This window comes from Paraburkholderia sacchari (genome assembly GCF_000785435.2).
GTDB lineage: Bacteria > Pseudomonadota > Gammaproteobacteria > Burkholderiales > Burkholderiaceae > Paraburkholderia > Paraburkholderia sacchari.
In genome coordinates this window covers 174,790-194,684 of record NZ_JTDB02000003.1, presented here as the reverse complement: position 1 = coordinate 194,684, position 19,895 = coordinate 174,790, and the positions used below count along the sequence as shown (strand labels likewise).

At 57.0% G+C, this 19,895-nt stretch carries 20 protein-coding genes and 1 pseudogene; 2 read left to right on the top strand and 19 right to left on the bottom strand.

Annotated features, from left to right (window positions below; genetic code table 11):
• Window positions 1–52 precede the first annotated feature (52 nt).
• The 4 genes from NH14_RS34010 to NH14_RS13105 form a co-directional block, all read right to left on the bottom strand.
• Window positions 53–1,942, bottom strand: coding sequence for a DUF262 domain-containing protein (locus tag NH14_RS34010; RefSeq protein ID WP_035532400.1), 1,890 nt, complete (start codon window positions 1,940–1,942; stop codon window positions 53–55).
• Between the two features lie 262 nt (window positions 1,943–2,204).
• On the bottom strand, window positions 2,205–2,471 hold the full coding sequence (locus NH14_RS13115; protein ID WP_084225865.1) for a hypothetical protein: 267 nt from the start codon (window positions 2,469–2,471) through the stop codon (window positions 2,205–2,207).
• Between the two features lie 196 nt (window positions 2,472–2,667).
• A complete protein-coding gene (locus tag NH14_RS13110; protein WP_084225864.1) occupies window positions 2,668–3,837 on the bottom strand; it encodes an ADP-ribosylglycohydrolase family protein in 1,170 nt (389 codons plus the stop codon).
• 50 nt (window positions 3,838–3,887) lie between these two features.
• A complete protein-coding gene (locus tag NH14_RS13105) occupies window positions 3,888–4,451 on the bottom strand; it encodes a hypothetical protein (protein WP_152617277.1) in 564 nt (187 codons plus the stop codon).
• 259 nt (window positions 4,452–4,710) lie between these two features.
• Between NH14_RS13105 and NH14_RS13100 the strand changes: the two genes are divergently transcribed.
• Entirely contained in the window at window positions 4,711–4,953 is a 243-nt protein-coding gene (locus NH14_RS13100; RefSeq protein WP_084225863.1) for a helix-turn-helix domain-containing protein, read from the top strand.
• Here the strand turns inward: NH14_RS13100 and NH14_RS13095 are convergent.
• The 7 genes from NH14_RS13095 to NH14_RS33855 all read right to left on the bottom strand — a co-directional run bounded on the left by NH14_RS13095 (window position 4,948) and on the right by NH14_RS33855 (window position 10,434).
• Complete coding sequence (locus NH14_RS13095) at window positions 4,948–5,583, bottom strand: recombinase family protein (RefSeq protein ID WP_035532489.1); 636 nt, start codon at window positions 5,581–5,583, stop codon at window positions 4,948–4,950. The two genes, NH14_RS13100 and NH14_RS13095, sit on opposite strands and share 6 nt — an antisense overlap.
• Window positions 5,584–6,039: 456 nt before the next feature.
• Window positions 6,040–8,082: a phage NrS-1 polymerase family protein gene (locus tag NH14_RS13090; protein WP_084225862.1), complete on the bottom strand. Its 2,043-nt coding sequence runs from the start codon at window positions 8,080–8,082 to the stop codon at window positions 6,040–6,042.
• Between the two features lie 132 nt (window positions 8,083–8,214).
• A complete protein-coding gene (locus tag NH14_RS13085) occupies window positions 8,215–9,054 on the bottom strand; it encodes a hypothetical protein (RefSeq protein ID WP_035532397.1) in 840 nt (279 codons plus the stop codon).
• Window positions 9,055–9,090: 36 nt separating this feature from the next.
• Window positions 9,091–9,318 (bottom strand): hypothetical protein, encoded by a 228-nt coding sequence (locus NH14_RS13080; RefSeq protein WP_202031655.1) that lies wholly within the window; start codon window positions 9,316–9,318, stop codon window positions 9,091–9,093.
• A 131-nt stretch (window positions 9,319–9,449) separates the two neighbouring features.
• Window positions 9,450–9,965, bottom strand: coding sequence for a hypothetical protein (locus NH14_RS13075; RefSeq protein WP_035532393.1), 516 nt, complete (start codon window positions 9,963–9,965; stop codon window positions 9,450–9,452).
• Between the two features lie 30 nt (window positions 9,966–9,995).
• Window positions 9,996–10,298, bottom strand: a complete 303-nt coding sequence (locus NH14_RS13070; protein WP_152617276.1) for a hypothetical protein — start codon at window positions 10,296–10,298, stop codon at window positions 9,996–9,998.
• Between the two features lie 10 nt (window positions 10,299–10,308).
• Window positions 10,309–10,434 carry a hypothetical protein gene (locus tag NH14_RS33855; RefSeq protein ID WP_269151830.1) on the bottom strand — a complete coding sequence of 42 codons (126 nt, stop codon included), beginning with the start codon at window positions 10,432–10,434 and terminating at the stop codon, window positions 10,309–10,311.
• A gap of 317 nt (window positions 10,435–10,751) precedes the next feature.
• Here NH14_RS33855 and NH14_RS13060 point away from each other — a divergent pair.
• A pseudogene (locus NH14_RS13060) lies at window positions 10,752–10,886 on the top strand (cyclic pyranopterin monophosphate synthase MoaC); the annotation flags it as partial.
• A gap of 105 nt (window positions 10,887–10,991) precedes the next feature.
• Here the strand turns inward: NH14_RS13060 and NH14_RS13055 are convergent.
• From NH14_RS13055 to recA, 8 genes are all read right to left on the bottom strand, one after another.
• A complete protein-coding gene (locus NH14_RS13055; protein WP_035532391.1) occupies window positions 10,992–12,824 on the bottom strand; it encodes a PglL family O-oligosaccharyltransferase in 1,833 nt (610 codons plus the stop codon).
• A 257-nt stretch (window positions 12,825–13,081) separates the two neighbouring features.
• The gene (locus tag NH14_RS13050; protein ID WP_269151829.1) at window positions 13,082–13,759 is read right to left on the bottom strand and encodes a pilin; all 678 of its coding nucleotides are present in this window, start codon (window positions 13,757–13,759) and stop codon (window positions 13,082–13,084) included.
• A gap of 185 nt (window positions 13,760–13,944) precedes the next feature.
• Entirely contained in the window at window positions 13,945–14,655 is a 711-nt protein-coding gene (locus NH14_RS13045; RefSeq protein WP_035532389.1) for a TerC family protein, read from the bottom strand.
• 214 nt (window positions 14,656–14,869) lie between these two features.
• Entirely contained in the window at window positions 14,870–15,751 is an 882-nt protein-coding gene (sucD, locus tag NH14_RS13040; protein WP_035532387.1) for a succinate--CoA ligase subunit alpha, read from the bottom strand.
• Window positions 15,752–15,845: 94 nt separating this feature from the next.
• A complete protein-coding gene (sucC, locus tag NH14_RS13035) occupies window positions 15,846–17,012 on the bottom strand; it encodes an ADP-forming succinate--CoA ligase subunit beta (RefSeq protein WP_035532385.1) in 1,167 nt (388 codons plus the stop codon).
• A 50-nt stretch (window positions 17,013–17,062) separates the two neighbouring features.
• Window positions 17,063–17,755 carry a DUF2889 domain-containing protein gene (locus NH14_RS13030; RefSeq protein ID WP_084225861.1) on the bottom strand — a complete coding sequence of 231 codons (693 nt, stop codon included), beginning with the start codon at window positions 17,753–17,755 and terminating at the stop codon, window positions 17,063–17,065.
• Window positions 17,756–17,888: 133 nt separating this feature from the next.
• Window positions 17,889–18,545, bottom strand: coding sequence for a recombination regulator RecX (gene recX, locus NH14_RS13025; RefSeq protein ID WP_084225860.1), 657 nt, complete (start codon window positions 18,543–18,545; stop codon window positions 17,889–17,891).
• A gap of 55 nt (window positions 18,546–18,600) precedes the next feature.
• The gene (gene recA / locus NH14_RS13020; protein ID WP_035532383.1) at window positions 18,601–19,677 is read right to left on the bottom strand and encodes a recombinase RecA; all 1,077 of its coding nucleotides are present in this window, start codon (window positions 19,675–19,677) and stop codon (window positions 18,601–18,603) included.
• Window positions 19,678–19,895 lie beyond the last annotated feature (218 nt).

Here is a 19,895-nt window from a genome sequence, read left to right as displayed (position 1 = left end):
ACCGCCATTAGCAAGCTACACCGAGAATCAATGCTCGTTTCGCTGCTACTCACTACGTTGTGGACGGCCCGATCCACAATCCACGCGCCGTCTCAAACAGGGTCTCGCCACGCTTGGCAATGGCGCTCTCGTCCCATCCGTCCAACTGCATCAGCTTTCGGTTAAGTTGCAGGTTCGAGTGCTCGAACAGAGCGGCCCGTTTCTGCGGGTACGCGTGGTTCTGCAAGGAGCGATTCACGCCGTAATGCACGAGCGTGAGGTTGCCTATCCGGGGCACAGCCTTCTCGCGTTCGAGGATGAGCTTGGAGTGCGCGTCCATGCTTTCTGGCGCGAATTGGAGGATATGGGCCTGCGAAATCTCATCGGCACTGGCAACCGTGCCATCTGACAGCGGCCAGTAGGTGTTCCATGACTGCGGCAGGATGTGGTCGATGTCCAGGTCATCCAAGGCCAGTGGCACACGCTCCTCGCTTTTTTCCGAGCGCATTGCAGTTTCCAAGCGATGGAAGATAGCTCGTAACATCGAGGCGGTGAGTCGGCCGGGATAGATGTCCCCATTGATCCAGTGACTACGGAATTCCTCATCACGCGGCCAGCGCGAAATTTCACCTGCGCCGTCGGACAACAGGGCACGGAACGATGCGGCGCTCAGATCGCTTGTCTGGGCTTTCCTGAGTAGCTGCGCGAAGACCTTGTTGTAGTTCTTGCGTGTCAGGCCGCAGATGGCTCGACGCACGAGGTAGGACTCGATGGACCGGAAAATCTCAGTCTGCTCATCTGGCGGCAACGCGGAGTTGGCGATGCGTAGCGCCAGCGAATGGGTGGGGGATGCCTCCCAAATGCCGATACGCCGACCAAAAATGCCGATGGGTGATTCGCCCGCGCCCGTAACCAGGGCGCGGTAATTCTCAGCATGCCTATTCAGCATCTCCAGCTGGGCATCGGCGCTGCGTAGCTGTGCCGAGCCATCTATGAATCGCCGGTACCCAGCGTACAGCCGACCCACATCAATCTCGTCACCCGTCTCTGCTTGCACGGCGGTCTGCACAAACCACTCAAGCCTGGGGCGGCTTAGGCGACCACGCTTTTGCGATTCCGACCATAGCGGTGCCTCGAACTGGCTCCACAGGTTGGCGTAGAGGCTGTCGGCATTCTGGTTGGCCCGCATGAAGATGAAGTTGCGGATCAGGTCGGTGGCGTGCAGTTCCGCCCCGTGGCCGTTGAGAGTCTCGAATATCACTTGGGCGTCGTCTTCCTCTCCCAAGGAGATGCATACGATGGAAAGATCAGTCAGGATGGCGGTGGTCAGTGCCGTCGCCAATGTCTCTGCCGATATTTCCGCATGTTCCTGTCGCCAGTCGGCCATCGCGCCACGAAAGAACAGTATCGCCTCCAGTGCAGGTGGGTGGTCGATACCGATCTTTTTCAGTTCGGCGCGTTGCGTAAAGCTGGCCGGGAAACGCTCGCGTAGTTCATCGGGCGATGTGGCCGTCATCGCCTGCACATACTGAGACTGGTCGCGGAAGGTCGGCCAGAGCTTGAATACCTCAACGCCCGGATCTTCCATCGTCTGGGGGTTGTCGTTGCACAGGCATACATCGACCAGGGGCAACAGCTTGATTTGGTCCCACTCACGCAATGCATGCGTGAGTGCAGTCAGAACATATTGCAGCGTGGTCAGGCGCTGTTGCCCATCGATGATGTGGTCGCGCACCACGCCAAGCAAGCCTGTTCTCTGTTGCGGCTCAAGGACGACTGCGCCCATGAAATGTGGGACGGCTTTATTCCCATCCAGCCGATCTTCGGCCTTGTCACGAATGTCCTCCCACAGACGACACCATTGGTCCTCGCGGTTCCATACATAGGGGCGCTGGTAGAAAGGAACGCGATATTGGCGGCGATCCTGAAAGACTTGCTGGATGGTGAATGTGCGGGAATCCACAGGCGTTCTCTCTCGTGATCGTCAGGGTTTCTGCTGATTTTAGCCCGTGCCTACCGCTTGAAATCAAGACGGCCGGAGTGTCGCTGGGTTGGGTGCCAACCATTTCGCTATCAACGGATCCACGATCTCGAACCCTCGTAGACCCTGCAACCAACCACTTACCCCGATACCAGCAAGCCCGCCAGCAACCGCAGCAGTTGTGCCGCTGTAGTTCCCAAGACTGACTTCGGCGCTGGCTCGACTCAATGGCTGGCTTAGTAAATTACGCGTCCCATTTTACTGAGCCACATTTCGGGCACTTGTATCCCCGATTAACAATCCACGTGACGATCTCATCCTTGAAAATTAGCATAGCAACCCCGCCAGCGACTAAGGCAACGCAAATTTCCATTGCAAGTCCCGTTCCCGCAAAAAAATACGTCACCCACGCTGCAAAACCACCAGCAGGAAGTGCACCACCGATTATTTTTACAATAAATTCAACGGTGACCTTTTCGCTATGATTGCAATTTCCACATTTAACTTTCATTCTATTTCCCTAACTTGATGCGTTGATTGCGGTTGTTATAGCGAGATTGAATGCTGGCCGACCGAAGGCCGATCTCCCCCGCTCGCCAGAACGTCACCATCTATAACGGCATGGGCGCATCCAACTTTAGTCGTTTCATCAGCATTTCATCGAAAAAGCTGACCCTGTAGGCGCGAAATCGTACCTTCGCTTGAAATCACGCCTGATCGCCATCGCCATCGAGGTCATCGACGATCACGGGCACGCCATTCTTGTCGAATCGGTACGTAGCTCTTCGGCGAATCCCTCGTCGGTCCCAATTGACGAGCGCAATCGGCACACCGTCAGGACCAATGCCGCACATGTCGGCCTGCTCCCCCTGATCGTCATCAGAGTCAGTGGAGAGTGCCAACCATTTCGCAACCACCGGCTCCACGATCTCGAACCCTCGCAGACCCTGCAACCACGTTGCCGGGAGACCTTCGACGCCGAACTTGATACCGGCGAGCCCGCCAGCAACTGCCGAGGTCGTATCCGTGTCATTTCCGAAGCTGATTGCAGTCTTCACAACGTCATCGAACGACCCTTCTTCCATGGCTCTCCGGGCCGTTACCAGGGTATCAAGCACATACCCAGTACCGCAAGGTTGATTAATTTTTAGGCACTGTCGCAACCCTTCCAACTCTACCAACAGTACCGAACGTTCAGATTCTTTCCGCCAATCCCGATAGACGGCCTCCAACTGCTCGTCGGCCCATTCCCAAGGGGTCGTCACCTGGTTCAGATAACCTCTTGCGACCAGAGCATAGTATCCACAGGCAACCAGTGATCGCGGATGACTGTGCGTCGGCAACGACTGTCTGTGTGCAGACTGTACGAGCACATCATCAGAACCTGTATGCAACAGTGCCAATGGCAACAGTCTCATCAGTGAACCGTTGCCATTGGATCGCTCGTCTGAACCGCCAGATTTCAATGGTGATACGCCGTCGCGCAATCTGTTCAATGCTTCAGCCGTCTGTATGCCGATGTCGAACACATGACCGTCAATAGCCATGTATCCGTCATCAATCCAGCGCAACAGTCGGTCGGAGAAATCGTTCAGAGAAAGTTGGCCACAGTCGAGCAGACTCGCGAGCAGGCACAGCGCTTGGCTTCCATCATCAGACCAAGTGCCATATGGAATGTCTGGGTACGTACTGTTGTATCCAGTGGGCAGGCATATATCGATCAGTTCACGGGCCGGAATTTGCTCTACTCGTTTGAACTCGAAGGGTACGCCAAGACTGTCGCCAATCAATAGGCCGAGCAAACCTGCAATCTTGCGACTGTAGATATTGTTCCCCGTGGCGGATACAGTCTGTACCAGTGATAGATATCCGTTCATAGTCTCCCGCGAGCATCGGTCAATTTGGTCAATACTGTCGGCGGCGGTATTCAGTGCATTACCTGTATATCGCCCCATTTCTGTACAGCAGCCTCGGCTCGAACTCTTGCCACTGGGTCGCTATATTGCTGCGAATAATACCGCTCCAACTTCCCAGTCAAAGAACACCAATTTGGCGCCCCTTTACATTCAAAATTCGAAAGTGCTTGCCCGTACTTTTCATACACCGTCGTGCGAACCTCGACAAAATCACCCGGCATACGTTCAACCCTCTCATAAATATCACATTGCTTATTATCATAGTCGTCAGTGTGCACAGAAGTCGTGCAGACGGTATGGCGAAGATGGTCATATTTTTTGATCGTCGCAATATTATCCTTCTGCTCTTCAATGCTTTTATCACGAAGCCTCTTATAAATTGAATAATCTTGACTCGTCAACTTAACCGCGTCAATTTTCCTTTGCTCTTGGTAACCCTGCCAAACGATGTAGAGAGCAATAGCGCACCCAATAAGAAGCGGGACTGCGCCCTTCCAGATATACTCTGACGAGCTATAATGTATCGTTTCCCCGGTTTTATATCCATTCTTTCCGTAACGTTCACTTACGCGCATGATCTACCTCCGTTGAGAAGGTGGTCCAGCCGGAGCTGGGTTTTAAATTTTTCGGTATTTTTCTCTGTTTTGTGGTGCCACTCACGCTTATCGAGAGCACTGTTTATTGCCTGGAAGGATCGGCAAACGTGACAAATCGAGGAGAGCGATCTATTTGCTGCCCCCCCATGAATCGACACCTTTACGCGCCCCGGTATAACTCCCGAAAAGAGGACCATGGTCCGTCGAATTTGTCGATAGTACCCCACATGCTGTGGGGATGCCAGTCAGCACGCACCAATCCCAAGACCCGTCGTTAGTTGCACTCGGTGCCGCAATCCGCCGCCTGCGCGAAGCAAAGGAGCTTTCACAGGAAGCACTGGCATTAATGGCTGAAGTAGATCGAAGCTACGTCGGCCGGGTCGAACGTGGAACGAACAATGCGGCCACGCTCACGCTCAAGAGACTCGCCAATGCATTGGGAATGACATTGGCCGAGTTGATTTCTGAGGCAGGGTTATGAGACGGCCTCGGCGGCAGCTTCTACCTTGACCTGCTTGCTCAGGCGCGACAACGTTGACCGAGATGCCCCGGTTGCCGCGATGACCGTGTTCCAACTATCGCCGCGCCGAAGCATCTGCATGATGGCGGCGTTTCGTTGATCGTTCGGCTTCCGGCCTTTATAGCCACCTTCGGCTTTCAGCTTCTCGATTCCCTGTTTTTGGCGGCGACGCCGGTCCTCGTAATCTTTGCGTGCAATCGCGGCAAGCATGTCGAGCATCATGGAGTTGAGCGCATTCATCATGCGCCCCGTGATGTCATCGGTCGAACCGGTCATCATCCAAGAAGTCGGAAGGTCGAGAGCAACGACACGAACCCGGCGAGCCTGAAGTTCAGCCTTAAGCTTGTTCCAGTCGTCGGCATTGAGGCGCGATAGACGATCTACCTGTTCGATAAGCAGGATGTCCCCTTCGTGGCAGTCGTCAAGAAGTCGGAACAATTCCGGTCTGGCGAGTGATGCCCCCGATTCGTTCTCAACATAGAACGCCGCGATCTGAAGCCCACGCTCCTTCACAAACTCGATGAGATCGTCTTTGGCCCGACGAGCATCTTGTTCTTTCGTACTGGCACGGAGATACGCACGTACAAACATCGGTTTCCTCCGCAACAGTCTGTTTAGGATGGTTCGCATTTTAATGGTTCGTTTTGGGTTGTGTCAATGTATTTATCGAACCACCTTCAACCCGGTTCGGCTAAGGCATGCCCATTTGTTACCGATGGAACAGGGTTCATGCTCGCTTCGCTCGCGGGCTTCGCCGCCATCATTTGTCTTGATCAGTGCCGGAAGTGATTGGTGAATAATTTTTCATGAAATAAAAAGCCCCACTGTTGGGGCTTCGTCGGTGGCGGGCAGGATGTGCGGAACCATCTATGGTTCAATGATCACAGAAGAAAATAAAAACCCAAACCTTTGGACAGATCGGATATCTCTAAAGAGATATATCCGTATCCGTCCTGATTAGGTCGACAAAAGAAGACTCATCATGCCGGATAATTGATCTTTCTCTTCTTCTGTGACTATTTCAACTCATCGGTTCCGTCTATCCGATCACCGCACCGGCCAGTAGTAGTTACCGCAACAGCGAACATAACCTTTATCAACCAGGTTTTTACAAAATACCCGGAAGGTGCGACTGTGAGACTCCGGCTTAGAATCTGCTTTGAATTCACCGCGTTCGAGAAGCTTATCAACTGAAGCTTTCTGCCATTGATCCTTTGTGCAAACGTACTCTGGCACATCAGCCCCGGCCTCTTGCTCCACAACCTCTTCCGATGGTTTCATCCCAGTAAACTCAACCATCTCTTTCAGCAAATTAAAGCAAATACGCTCTTTACCTGACAGAATTATTTTTTCCTGTTTTGACGGCACACCAAGAGAAACCAGGTAGCCAGAAGAACCACCTTCGGAAAATTGATGATTTTCGATATCAAAATGGAATTCAAAATCATCTTTCCCATCTTTCATTTTCGTACATTTAAGAATTCGACGATCGCCTTTCTTCTCGACAGAATATTCCTGATCCATCGCAGCCTTCAATGCTGATGAACCACGTGCCCGATCCGATGCACTATGACCGGAATGATGAACAATCATGATGGCGACACCGAAGTTGATTTTCAAATATTCGTCAAGATAATTTACCAGTTGACCTACATCTCGACCTGAGTTTTCATCGCCGCCACCGAAATTTCTTGCGAGAGTATCAATCACGATAAATTTCGGCGTGATGCTCATCTGTCGAGAAATTGTTCCAATCTGCTCAGCAAGCTCACCTACGTTCTCTGAGTCCATTAGATGGGTGGGAACGTCCCGAATATAAAGTGGAACGCCTTTGAGACTAACATTGTTAATCTCCGACCATGCCTTCAGTCGCCGCCTGAACCCACTGACGCCCTCAGCACAGATATAAAATACCGCGCCTTGTTCGACCTCATGGTCACACCAATCGATTCCAGCAGCAATATGTGCCGCCCAATCCAAGGCCACAAAGCTTTTTCCGCTTGCAGATGGGCCAAACAGCATTGTCATCGACGACTGTTCAATTAGTCCATCGATAAGCCAAGCGGTATCATTGCAGTTTTCAATGAAATCATCAGCCTGAGTAAAGCCATTGAATAGACAGCTTTTCGCGGAATTCTTAGTTTCCTTCGGATAAAGCCGCGCGTTAAACTCCGCTCGCGCCATGGCACCCGCTTGGGCGCTATCGCTTTTCAGTGCCTTTTCTATGGTTTCTGCACCATACGTCTTACCAGCGCCAGAGACAGATCGATCCCACTTGTCTGGCCTGTACAGTGCCGACTGACGGAAAATATCATCAATCTGATCTGCATCATCAACCCAATATGACAGCATGGTAGCCAAACCCAAGTCTGCTTCGGAGTGACTTGCGTAATTTGAAATATCGCCATCTTCGAACAGGCGACGAAATTTATCACCATTTTTCGCCTTCGAAGCACGGTCGATGATTGCTTTGCTTGATTGCCTACTATCGAGCGTTTTGGGAGACGCGGAAGAAGCAGGTTCAGCCTTACCTGAACTCGCCTCTCTTTTATCGAACGTCTCGAACAGCCAGTCAACTGAATTCTGCTGCTCGGTGATTTCCATACCAGCCCCGAACATATGACCGGTCACAGTGAAGTATCGCGAACCATCTTTCGAATAACATTCAAGACGGTTTTCTGGTCCGAATTTTCCATTTCGCGGAATTGTGCCACGAGTCAGAATATGAAATCCATCTCCACTCGGCGAGATTTCAATATAGGTGCCGTGAAATTTGTCGATAATTTCTTGTGCCCACGGCTCAATCTGACCGTCGTGGATAACATGATCAAGATCAATACCGATCATATCTCCACGAATAACTAAGCCGACACCATCAAAACTGCCGTCTCTGTATGCCAAACTAACTGCGTCGAATGTTCCCCACGTTTCAGGATTGTTGGTTTTGGCATTATTTCTACCATTCACTTGGTAGGGCGGCTTCGTCCAACGCCCATTAACCTCTTCCCAACGCCACATAACCCAGTTGGGAAGTTGCTTCAGCGAAGCGGGGATACCATCAAAATTTACTGCGGTCACTGCTTGGTGCATCGATATTCTCCTATGAGAGATTGTTTAAATTTCGCCTTAATCAAAAGACAGGCGAAATTTACCCCTCACCTCGGAGACTCATCACCCCCATGTCACACTGCGTCACGCTATGTCACATTACGTCACGCCGAGTCATTTTCGAATTTGTTTATTACGCCGTTTCGTCTGTCTTAATCGAGCCGACAGCTTTTCAAACGTATAAAATTCCGTCTTACCACCATCCATGTATTTTATTTTCCCGTCTACAAAGGCTAACAAGCACTCATGCTCATCGTCGGCCAACTTTACCAAGCTCGCCCACACGCTATGAGGATCGTCACTGTCGCCCGCAAGCTTCCTTGCATAATTAATTTCAGCCGACAGCGGATAGCTTCTCCGCCCTTGAGTTGTAATCTTCCTTACCGGTAAGTCGTCAGTGCTTGGCCCATCATCAAGACCGGCCTCAGCCCCTCTCCCTTCAGTCTGTCCAGCACCCGCTGACGCTTCGACCCGCTCAACTTCCTCTAACTCGAACCTAAACCTAAGATCCGCATCTTCGCTTGTGATTTCGTATCCGTTGAGATAAAACCATTTCTCATTCTTCCCCGGCCAGAGACTTTCACTCACGAATTGAAATAAATACCGGCCCTCAGACTCGATCTCTGGACAATGACAGAACACGACCGGGGCACACTGAGGCCAGTTTTCGTAAGAATCCGGGGCTTCAGAATCCGAATTCACATAGAACTCTATGTAGCTCTTGTGCACTGCGCCGTCCACGTCCCCAATACACATTCCTCCGACAAACTCCCCGCCGACATAGCGCTCTTGATCGGTAAGCCGTACCGATGGGGTCAGATTTCCTTGGCGGATCAATTCATGGAGGTATTCCTTGGAACACTGCCACCGGTCTGCCAAGTCTGACAGCATGAGGAATTCTTTCTTCATCCAATACCCATCCATCAAGAAAAGCGGCGAGGTGTTTGATTGCATCTTGCCGTTTCCGTGTCTATGATCGTTGGACGCCAATCACGCAGTCAGCGCATCCGGTTCTCCCTTCGCCTCCATCAACTGCCCGACACTCGGCCCCGATTGTTGAATATCGAGACGCGGCAACGATTTCACGATCTTCATTGTTTCAAGACTGACCGTCACGAACCGCTGGAACAATTCCAACGGACAGCGCGGATTGTGCATTGTCTCAATCGCATAGTCGTTCGCATCGTTGCCAATGCCACTTTCCTTGTCGGTCTTCACGCACTGGCGCTCGACCACCCAATCTATTGCTAGCTTACGGTCAGGGAGTGCGCCAAGCAAGCGTCGATATCTTGGCTTTGGTGGGCTACAATACCGGCAGGCCACCTTACCGGCATTGTATTTGATCCGCTTTAGCCAGCTTTATACGCCTCTTTGTACTCTAAAGGCGATTTCGTCACACACCATTGCGTAATGGTGCCCCCCCTACTATCCACTGAAATATTGTTATCTTCGAAGTTGGATATTTTCGAAAATCCATCTTTCGATATACTGATTGACGATGGATCGCCTATTTTTTCAACTAACTCTTTTTCCTCGTAAACACTTGAAAGCTTTTTGCTTGGAGAAAACCTCGAACAGACCCTAGTCACCCTAAACTCTTTATCATCGTTGCTCTCCAGAAAAACCTGCGTGTCGCAAGAGGAGTGGAGATAGTCGAACGCCCATATTTTTTGTGTAGGCGATTCGACTACATCGCAGTCCGCTTTTCGCCCGTATGCCACAGTGACGTCTACCTCACGCATTCCAAGCTTCACATCGCCGATGCCATCTAGACGCCCAACATGATTTTCCTTCCAAACAAGCCCGCTTACAATAATAGCCAAGATCGCCAATATCCCTATGAAGATTTTTACCATCAGCTTCATACAGCCCCCGTTTTTAATTAGAAAATCCCTCTAGATCAAACAAAGAAAATTTTTTAACTTTTCATTTACACAACAAAGCAAAATCTGCACTTCACGCGAACACGGAAAAACAAGTGGCGCAACCTCAAGATACCCGCACCCATCTTCAAGGCCTATCCATACAGAAAATTCCTTTGAATCATCACCAATCTTATACAACAATTCATCTAGATATTCTATAATTAAAGAATAGAAATTATCGTCATTTTCATCTTCAGTCATTCGGCGAGCTTTAGAGAGCATTAATCGCTGCTCATGAATAATGCTTTTAATCCGAGACATATCTTCGTCCATAGGCCTACTATTATTGTGGCCCGCGTTGCTTTGAGGGCGCATCACAGGCGATCAACTCTTCGAAGTAGGTTCCTTTCTCGCGCTCGGTGACAGCGGCGTGGCGGAAAGTGTCGAGCAGTTTTTCGAGAGCGGTCATATGGGTCTGTATCTTGCGGTGATGGCGTTTCGGCCACGAAGCCGACATTATGCCTTTCGATCAATTGGCTTACATCCGGGACATTCACCGGGCGCGCACGAGCAACGCAGCCGGAATCTTCGACGACGAACTACGACTTCACGCATCAAGATTCTAGGTGACGCATCGCGCTGCACTTCCGCACACTCAGCCTCATCACGTAAACTTCAGGGTGGCGGAGGATAGGAATTGTTGTCCAAGTCCTGTCCAAACGCTGTCCAACTTTTCAATCAATTTGGACAAGTTCGGTGCGAGAGAGACGATCTAAGCCATTGATTTTAAAAACCGTTCAGGTGGGCTTGTTGACGGTCTACGACATGTGCAAGGCGGTGGACCGCGGCATGACGATCACCGATGTGCGCGTGCTGGAGAAGCACGGCGGGAAGTCGGGGGATTGGGTGGCGGCGGGTTGATGCGCAGCCTGGGCGGAGTCAAGGCAACGTCCAGACGCTGAGCGCGCTGGTTGGCACCCACTGCGTCACGGCGGCGAGCCGAAGCCCAGCCGCCGCGGCCGATAATCAATCCTCCGAATCGTCGTCGGACTCGTCCGATTCTTGCTGGACCTTCGTAGCCGGCATGCCGTACTTCTTCACGAGCGCGGCCTTGAAGCCCGCGAGCGTCGGCTGGCCGTCGCAGAGGCTGTAGAGCGAGGCCATTTGCGTGGGCCAGTCATGCAGTTCCTGCGCAAAAATCTTCAGGCGCTCGACCGTGTCGAACGCACCATCCTGATTCCCATCGAGCGCCTGCAATACCGCATAGCGGCGCAGCACGGTCTCGCCCGGCAGCAACGCAATCGCGCGCTCATGCGCGGCGAGCTTGCCGGCGAGGTCGTGGGCGTCGATCGACATGAGCGTTGCCATGCCGTAATTGCCCCACGCGCGGAACAGGAACGACGGCTGCGCCGCATACTCCTCGGCGGGATGCGAACCGTAGTACAGCACCTCCGCGCGGTTGTAGTCGCGCATCACCGGCCACAACGAAACGATGCCGCCAAATACGAGCACCGCATAAATGGCGCGCGTGAGGTTCGGCGGAACGAAGCGCAGCGGCTTCGTCTCGAGCAGACCAAATACGAACATCGCGGGCAGCAGGAAGAACATGTATTGCTGCGGATACTCGACGAGCGCATGCATGACCAGCGCGCCAATCAACGCAAAACCGAAAATGCGCTCGGCGGTGTGCGGCGCGCGCAACGCGCGCACGAACCAGGCCACGAGCCCGATCACGGCGATCGCGCAACCGAGCACGCCCGTCTTGGCGAGCAAATCGATAAAGATGTCGTGCGAGTTGTTGGCGATCTCGACGCCGCCAAGCGTGCGCGCAAGCTCGAACTGATGGATCGGAAAGTCGCCCCAGCCCACGCCCAGCAGCGGATGCGTCTTGAACATCGTCCAGCCGTAGCGCCACAGTGCGATGCGCGGCGCGATCTGGCCAGCGTCCTTGAAGCGGTCGGCCGCCGACTGGTCGAGCAGCAACTCATAGTGGACGTTGGCCCAGCGCACGAGCCCGTTCACGGCGAAGAAAATCACGAAAAGCACGATGGGCACGACCCAGGCCCGCGCGTTGCCAGCCCGCGCACCCGCACCGCCGATGCTGCCCGCCTCGTCTTCTGCGCGCACGCCGCGCGTCGCGGACAGCGCCATCCAGAGCCCCGCGACGACAATCACCGCCATCTGCAGCCACGGGCCGCGCGACACGGTAAGCGCTAGACCGCCCGAATAGATGACCGAAAGCACGACCCACAAGAGGACGTTCAGACGGCGCGTCTGCACTAGATACAGCGCCGCAGCCGTCGCAAACGCGATGTAGGTCGCGAGGTGATTGGCCTGCGCCATGTTGCCGAACGGCCGCCGGTCGAAGCGCACGTTGTAGGCGACCACGAGCGGCGTGACCTTCGCTTCGAGATGCAGCAGTTGAATGACCTGGCAGAACACCGCGAACAGGCCGCCGATCACGAGCGCCCAGGCGCCCCACACCATCGCCGTGCGCGTGAGATTCACGCGCGCGATGCCATAGCCCGCGTGAACGGCCATGAAGGCAGCCAGCAGATAGCCCGCGCCCAGCCAGTTCATCGACGGTTGCTCGACGGGCAGCGCGAAAGTTTGCACGACGAGCAGCAAGCCGAAGGCGAGCGGCACGAGCGCTACCGCGGGCGAAGCAAAGTCGCGCGCCGGCCGCGCGGAGCGCACCAGCAGCCAGACCCCGGCACCGACCATCAGATACAGCGCGAGCGCGGTGAATTCGGAATAGAACGTCGGGATGGGATACGTGTGGACGACGACTGCATACGGCAGGATCAAAGCAACGGCCAGCAAGACGAACGTAAGGTAACGCGCAAAAGGAGAAGGCATGGGAATGGGGGGCGTCGGCAACCGGCGCACTATACAAAACTTTTCCCTCCCTGTGCGGAAGGCGGACGAATGAAATCCGCCCGCGCGCGCTACGCCCTCGATCCGTGCGCGCGCATCAGGCCCGGGCTGCGGGTTGATGCAGCATCGCGGCGCATGCGCCGGACATCGCGCGCCGGACGCCTTCACGACGGCCGGCGCGCGAGTTGCTGCCCCACACGTGGGCTTCATACGAGCTTCATACTGGCTCTATGCGCACCTCAAGCCCGGCACTCCGGCGGCGCAAGGTTGGCCGGCAGCGTAGCCGCCTCGACAGGTACAGGGCCCAAGCCCGGTGCGCCAAGCGACGAGGCCGACTTGCCGCCTGCGAAGCATTCCCATGTGAGCGTGCCGCCCTGCACGCTGCCTTGCGCGAGCGCCACGCGCGCGGTAGGCGAGTCCGCGTTGTCGGGCACCGAGGGCACGAGCACGATCGTGTTGCTGCCTTCGGGCGCGATGCGCTTGGTGAACATCACAGTGATCTGCCCGGTTGTGTCGTCCACCTTCACCGAGTCTACGTTGCGCGTGGCCGGCGGCACCGTGTAGCCCGCGCCGAACGCATTGCCGCTCGCCGCGTTCTCCGCCACTGCAAGCCGCGCTGCGGACGCCAGCGAGAGACCCTCGCCCACCCGGCTGCGCGCGAGATAGTCCTGATAAGCAGGAATGGCATACGCGGCGATTACGCCAACAATGGCAAGCACGATCATCAGTTCGATGAGCGTGAAACCGGGCGCGGCCCAGCGTTTCGCGAAACGCACGAACGCGCGGCAGGACTGCACGAGCGAAGCCGCGGCATGCGTGGCATGGGTAGCAAACGGTGCGGCCGCCGCGGACGCGGCGCATGGCCCGGCGAGGCGAGAGGCGCTCGGGCTGGAAAGGGACGGGGATACGGTCATCATCAGGGCTCCAGAAACGAAAAACGCCTGCTCACGAAACAGTGAACAGGCGCTTCGATCGTATCGGCGCCCCCGTTGGCGCGGCAGTCGGCCGGATGGCTTAGGCCTGGCGCTGTCGGAGCATCGGCTTGTGCGCCAGCCTTCGCAATGGCCCGGTCACCGCGACCGGTAGACCTGCGTCATCGCGCTCAATGCGACCCTTGCGCGCGCCGCTCGTTACGGCGCTTGAGCAGATGTCCGACCACCACCACCAGAATCGCGCACGCCGCGCTCATGCCATATTCGGCGGCGGGCGTATCGAGCAGCGGCCAGCGGTCGCCGGCCGGATCGTTGATGATCAGCCCGCCCGCGATCCAGCCGAGCAGCGCCGCGCCCAGCGTCACCACCACGGGATAGCGGTCGAGCAGCCGGAGCACGAGCTGGCTGCCCCACACGATCAGCGGAATGCTCACCATCAGGCCGAAGATCACGAGCGCGATGCGGTGGCTCGGGTCGGCGGCTTCGGCCGCGCCGGCGATAGCCACGACGTTGTCGAGGCTCATCACAGCATCGGCGACGATGATGGTCTTGATCGCGCCGATCAGCTTCTCGGACGGCTTCACGTTGGCATGCTCGAGATGCGCCGGCGCAAGCAGGCGCACGCCGATCCACAGCAGCAACAGGCCGCCCGTAAACTTCAGATACGGCACATTGAGCAGCACGACTGCGAAAGCGATCAGCACGACGCGCAGCACGATCGCGCCGACGGTGCCCCAGACGATGCCGCGCAGGCGCTGCTGCGCGGGCAGATCGCGGCAGGCGAGCGCGATGACCACAGCGTTGTCGCCGCCAAGCAGGATGTCGATGACGATGATCTGAAAAACAGCGCCCCAGTGGAGCGACGTGAAAAACTCAAGCATGAAAGCGGCAGGAGAACCGTGAATACTGCGACAAGGCGCGGCCGCAGGGAAAAACAGCCGCACCAGTAAAAAAGCGAGGCAGCCATGACTGACTCCCTCGCTTCTGTCCGGAAACCTCGTGAAAGGGTTCCGCAAGCATATCAAAAACGCTGGCCACCCGCGCGTCACACCATGCGCGGGCGCGCAGCCGGTTTTGAAAATTACCGCACGGAAATTACAGAATCGACTTCAGCAGACGACCCATTTCCGACGGGTTGCGCGTCACCTTGATGCCGCAGCCGTCCATGATTTCCAGCTTCGCGTCGGCCGTATCCGCACCGCCCGAGATCAGCGCGCCGGCGTGGCCCATGCGCTTGCCCGGAGGCGCCGTGACGCCCGCGATGAAGCCAACCACCGGCTTCTTCATGTTGTCCTTGATCCAGTAAGCCGCATTGGCTTCGTCCGGACCGCCGATCTCGCCGATCATGATCACGGCGTCCGTATCCGGATCGTCGTTGAACATCTTCATGACGTCGATGTGCTTCAGACCGTTGATCGGGTCGCCGCCGATACCGACTGCCGACGACTGGCCGAGGCCGAGCGCCGTCAGTTGGCCCACCGCTTCATACGTGAGCGTGCCCGAACGCGACACAACGCCGATGCGGCCCTTCTTGTGGATGTGACCCGGCATGATGCCGATCTTCAGCTCGTCCGGCGTGATCGTGCCGGGGCAGTTCGGGCCGAGGAGCAGCGTCTTGCGGCCTTCGCGGCGCATACGGTCCTTGACTTCGATCATGTCGCGGACGGGGATGCCTTCCGTGATGCAGATCGCGAGATCGAGATCGGCTTCCACCGCTTCCCAGATCGCGGCGGCTGCGCCTGCGGGCGGCACGTAGATGACCGAAACGGTCGCGCCGGTGGCTTCCTTCGCTTCACGCACGTTCGCGTAAATAGGAATGCCTTCGAAGTCTTCGCCGGCCTTCTTCGGGTTCACGCCCGCGACGAACGCTTCGCGGCCGTTGGCGTATTCACGGCAGGCGCGCGTATGGAACTGACCGGTCTTGCCGGTGATGCCCTGCGTGATGACCTTGGTGTCTTTGTTGATCAGAATCGACATGTATTGACCTCTGTTCGTTTGGCGTCGCGCGTCGCGTCAGCCGGGCGGACCCGAGCCTTCGCGCCGGCACGATGCCATTCGTATCCGCTGAAAATTACTTGCCTTCGGTAGCCGCGACGACCTTCTGCGCAGCCTCTTCCATGCTGTCCGCCGAGATGATCGGCAGGCCCGAATCGGCCAGCATCTTCTTGCCGAGGTCCTCGTTCGTGCCCTTCATGCGCACGACGAGCGGCACATTCAGGTTCACGGCCTTCGAACCGGCGATCACGCCTTCCGCGATCACGTCGCAGCGCATGATGCCGCCGAAGATGTTCACGAGGATCGCCTTCAGGCCCGGGTTCTTCAGCATGAGCTTGAACGCTTCGGTAACCTTCTCGGTCGTGGCGCCGCCGCCCACGTCGAGGAAGTTCGCCGGCTCCCCGCCGAACAGCTTGATGGTGTCCATCGTGGCCATCGCGAGGCCTGCGCCGTTCACGAGACAGCCGATGTTGCCGTCGAGCGAGATGTACGCGAGGTCGAACTTCGAGGCTTCGATTTCAGCCGGATCTTCTTCGTCCAGGTCGCGGTAAGCGACGATTTCCGGGTGGCGGAACAGCGCGTTCGAGTCGAAGTTGAACTTCGCGTCGAGTGCGATGACCTTGCCGTCGCCCGTGACGTTCAGCGGGTTGATTTCGGCCAGCGACGCGTCGGTTTCCCAGAATGCCTTGTACAGGCCTTGCAGGATCGCGCGGGCTTGCGGAATCGAAGCAGCCGGCACGCCGATCTTCGCGGCGAGGTCGTCGGCCTGGGCGTCGAGCAGACCCGTCGACGGCTCGACGATGACCTTGTGAATCAGTTCCGGATGCTTTTCGGCCACTTCTTCGATGTCCATGCCGCCTTCGCTCGAACCCATCAGAACGATCTTCTGCGACACGCGGTCAACGACGAGGCTGACATACAGCTCTTGCTTGATGTCGGCGCCTTCTTCGATCAGCAGACGGTTGACGCGCTGGCCTTCCGGACCGGTCTGGTGCGTGACGAGCTGCATGCCGAGGATCTGGCTCGCGTATTCGCGAACCTGCTCCAGCGACTTCGCCACCTTCACACCGCCGCCCTTGCCGCGGCCGCCCGCGTGAATCTGCGCCTTGACGACCCACACCGGACCGCCCAGCTCTTCAGCGGCCTTGACCGCGTCGTCCACCGAAAACACCGGCTTGCCGCGCGGTACCGCGACTCCGAATTTCCGCAGGATTTCCTTACCCTGGTACTCGTGAATCTTCATGCGTGATTCCTTCAGTCTGAGAGTTGGAGTGAACTTCGTTTCCGCTGTTGTTATTCATGCGCGAGCATGCCGGCCCTGCCCTCTTGGCTCGGGCCGGGGTTGTCGCGCACGCCGGAGGCTGGCGCGCCGCGCTCTATTGAACGCGGCACATGGCCATACCAGCGCGGATAAAACTGCTTCACCGCCTCGCCGTCGAACCGCAGCGCATGGCAGCGGCCTAGCTGGAAAGGCGGCTTTTCGCCGGCGGCTTCGCCGTCGGCGGTCTTGCTCGGTTCCTGCCCGGACTCTTCGCCGGGCGCCCCAGTCGATACATCCCATACCGCCCCGACAAACGCCTGAATAGCGACAGTCGGCAACATTCCCAGCATTTCCGTGAGATGCGTGCAGCCGACCGTGCCGGCGAGCAATTGGCCCGCTTCGCGGCGAAAATTCTTGAGGAGGTTGAGCCCGATAAGGGCCCGATAGGCGGGATGAGCGTTCTGGCACTGACCGTCGTAGGGCACCCAGTCGGACGACGCTTCGGCGTCGACGACGTTGAGCTTGCGATCGATCGTGATGCGGAGCCAGAGTTCATGGATCGGCAAACCATTGGGCCGCACACCGGAGGCGAGCGGCACGTCGCGTGGCTTATGGTCGGTCAGGCACGCGTCGATGTCCCACAGGCCGTCTTCGCGCTCATAGGCGACCGCCCGGATAGCGCGCTGATGACGCAACTGGCGAGGCGCTGGCGAAGAAAGCGGCATGCTAGTAGAGGTAAGACCGGACAGGAAAACCGCTCGATTTTAGCATACCGAGTATTTGAGACAGCGATGAACCCACCGCGCCTGGCGGTACCGGGCCTCGACTGATTTTTGAGCCAGCTGGATCAGTTTTCGATTAGTAGCCGTCGAACCCGCCTTCGAAGTCGCCCTCGAAACTGTCTTCGATGCCCTTCAAAATCTTGCCGATAATCGACATCGAAAAGCCTCGCGCGGCCAGAAAACGCGCCTGACGCGCGCGCTCGGCGGGCGTCTCGGGCAACTGGCCGTACTTCTTCTGCCAGACGCCGCGGGCCCGGGCGAGTTCCGTTTCGCGCAATTGCGCGTTCACTTCTTCAATGAGCGCGTCGCCCACGGCGTGACGCTTGAGTTCGCTGACGATGCGCCCCGCCCCCACGCGCGCGGCGCGGCGGTACACGACGCTTTCCGCAAAGCGCGCGTCGGACAGCCAGCCTTCGCGTTCGAGCGCGTCGAGCAGTGCTTCGAGCTCGTCGGCGTTTTCGGTGAAGGGCATGAGCTTGCGCGAAAGCTCCGCGCGGCTGTATTCGCGGCGCGAGAGATAGCCGAGCGCACGGCCCTTGAGTGAGCGCTCGGGGCGCTGCCGGCCGGGTGCTTCGTTTGTGCGCGCGTTTCGCGAGGTGCGTGAGGTACGCGAAGTGGAGGTGCGCTCGAATTGATCGGCTTGCGACGAGGCCCCGCCTTCGTCCAAAGGCGAAGGCAGGGCCTCTGACGTTTCCGTCTCATGCGGCACCGAGGCGAACCCACTCTTGCGCATCACGATCGTGGACTCCCTGGTGCCGAGACTTAACTTCGAGACTTAACTTCGAGACTTATTCTTCGTCCGCGACTTCGACTTCGCCGGAGTCGTTGACGCCGTCCGGCATCGTGCTCACGCCAAGCGACTCGCGAATGCGGTTTTCGATCTCGCGAGCGATGTCCGCATTCTCGCGCAGGAATTCGCGCGCGTTGTCCTTGCCCTGGCCGATGCGCTCGCCGTTATAGCTGTACCACGCGCCGGCCTTGTCCACGATCTTGGCCTGCACACCGAGGTCGATGATTTCGCCCTGGCGCGAGATGCCCTCGCCGTAGAGGATGTCGAACACGGCTTCGCGGAACGGCGGCGACACCTTGTTCTTGACGACCTTCACACGCGTTTCGCTGCCGATCACTTCATCGTTCTTCTTGATCGAACCGATACGGCGAATGTCCAGACGTACCGACGAGTAGAACTTGAGCGCGTTGCCACCCGTGGTGGTTTCCGGGTTGCCGAACATCACGCCGATCTTCATGCGGATCTGGTTAATGAAGATCACCATGCAGTTCGTTTTCTTGATCGTGCCGGTGAGCTTGCGCAGCGCCTGCGACATCAGACGCGCCTGCAGACCCGGCAGCGAGTCGCCCATTTCGCCTTCGATTTCGGCCTTCGGCACGAGCGCCGCAACCGAGTCGATCACGATCATGTCGATCGAGCCCGAGCGCACCAGCGCGTCAGTGATTTCGAGCGCCTGCTCGCCCGTGTCCGGCTGCGAGATGAGCAGCTCCGGCACGTTCACGCCAAGCTTGGACGCGTACTGCACGTCGAGCGCGTGTTCCGCGTCGATAAACGCCGCTGTGCCGCCGAGCTTCTGCAATTCGGCGATCACCTGGAGCGTGAGCGTGGTCTTGCCCGACGATTCCGGACCGTAGATCTCGACCACCCGGCCGCGCGGCAAGCCGCCCACGCCGAGCGCGATGTCGAGGCCGAGCGAACCGGTGGAGACCACCTGGATGTCCTCGACCGCCTCGCCGTCGCCGAGCCGCATGATCGACCCTTTGCCGAACTGCTTTTCGATCTGCGCGAGCGCGGCAGCCAGTGCCTTGCTCTTTTCAGCAGTCAGCCCAGCCGAGCCTTTCTTGCTATCTTCCATGAATCGTCCTTTGCTATGATGAACGGCGTCTGGTGACGATGCGCGCGTACATTTGCACGCATGCGCCTGAACGCAGACACTGTATAAAAAAACAGTGGTTTTGGCAAGCCGTTTTTGGCCGTTTTGGGCAAACGCGCGCGCCGAAACCGCGAATTTTCGGAGACCGCCGCCCGACGCTGCCCGGGCCCGCTCCCTGCCGGGAGCGCTGCGCGCGCCGC

What these genes read in the sequence shown, in the direction of transcription:
- NH14_RS13115 (WP_084225865.1), bottom strand. Translation starts at nt 2,471, where the DNA reads ATGAAAGTTAAATGTGGAAATTGCAATCATAGCGAAAAGGTCACCGTT.
- NH14_RS13110 (WP_084225864.1), bottom strand. Translation starts at nt 3,837, where the DNA reads ATGAACGGATATCTATCACTGGTACAGACTGTATCCGCCACGGGGAAC.
- NH14_RS13105 (WP_152617277.1), bottom strand. Translation starts at nt 4,451, where the DNA reads ATGCGCGTAAGTGAACGTTACGGAAAGAATGGATATAAAACCGGGGAA.
- NH14_RS13100 (WP_084225863.1), top strand. Translation starts at nt 4,711, where the DNA reads ATGCCAGTCAGCACGCACCAATCCCAAGACCCGTCGTTAGTTGCACTC.
- NH14_RS13095 (WP_035532489.1), bottom strand. Translation starts at nt 5,583, where the DNA reads ATGTTTGTACGTGCGTATCTCCGTGCCAGTACGAAAGAACAAGATGCT.
- NH14_RS13090 (WP_084225862.1), bottom strand. Translation starts at nt 8,082, where the DNA reads ATGCACCAAGCAGTGACCGCAGTAAATTTTGATGGTATCCCCGCTTCG.
- NH14_RS13085 (WP_035532397.1), bottom strand. Translation starts at nt 9,054, where the DNA reads ATGCAATCAAACACCTCGCCGCTTTTCTTGATGGATGGGTATTGGATG.
- NH14_RS13075 (WP_035532393.1), bottom strand. Translation starts at nt 9,965, where the DNA reads ATGAAGCTGATGGTAAAAATCTTCATAGGGATATTGGCGATCTTGGCT.
- NH14_RS13070 (WP_152617276.1), bottom strand. Translation starts at nt 10,298, where the DNA reads ATGGACGAAGATATGTCTCGGATTAAAAGCATTATTCATGAGCAGCGA.
- NH14_RS33855 (WP_269151830.1), bottom strand. Translation starts at nt 10,434, where the DNA reads ATGACCGCTCTCGAAAAACTGCTCGACACTTTCCGCCACGCCGCTGTC.
- NH14_RS13055 (WP_035532391.1), bottom strand. Translation starts at nt 12,824, where the DNA reads ATGCCTTCTCCTTTTGCGCGTTACCTTACGTTCGTCTTGCTGGCCGTT.
- NH14_RS13050 (WP_269151829.1), bottom strand. Translation starts at nt 13,759, where the DNA reads ATGATGACCGTATCCCCGTCCCTTTCCAGCCCGAGCGCCTCTCGCCTC.
- NH14_RS13045 (WP_035532389.1), bottom strand. Translation starts at nt 14,655, where the DNA reads ATGCTTGAGTTTTTCACGTCGCTCCACTGGGGCGCTGTTTTTCAGATC.
- sucD (WP_035532387.1), bottom strand. Translation starts at nt 15,751, where the DNA reads ATGTCGATTCTGATCAACAAAGACACCAAGGTCATCACGCAGGGCATC.
- sucC (WP_035532385.1), bottom strand. Translation starts at nt 17,012, where the DNA reads ATGAAGATTCACGAGTACCAGGGTAAGGAAATCCTGCGGAAATTCGGA.
- NH14_RS13030 (WP_084225861.1), bottom strand. Translation starts at nt 17,755, where the DNA reads ATGCCGCTTTCTTCGCCAGCGCCTCGCCAGTTGCGTCATCAGCGCGCT.
- recX (WP_084225860.1), bottom strand. Translation starts at nt 18,545, where the DNA reads ATGCGCAAGAGTGGGTTCGCCTCGGTGCCGCATGAGACGGAAACGTCA.
- recA (WP_035532383.1), bottom strand. Translation starts at nt 19,677, where the DNA reads ATGGAAGATAGCAAGAAAGGCTCGGCTGGGCTGACTGCTGAAAAGAGC.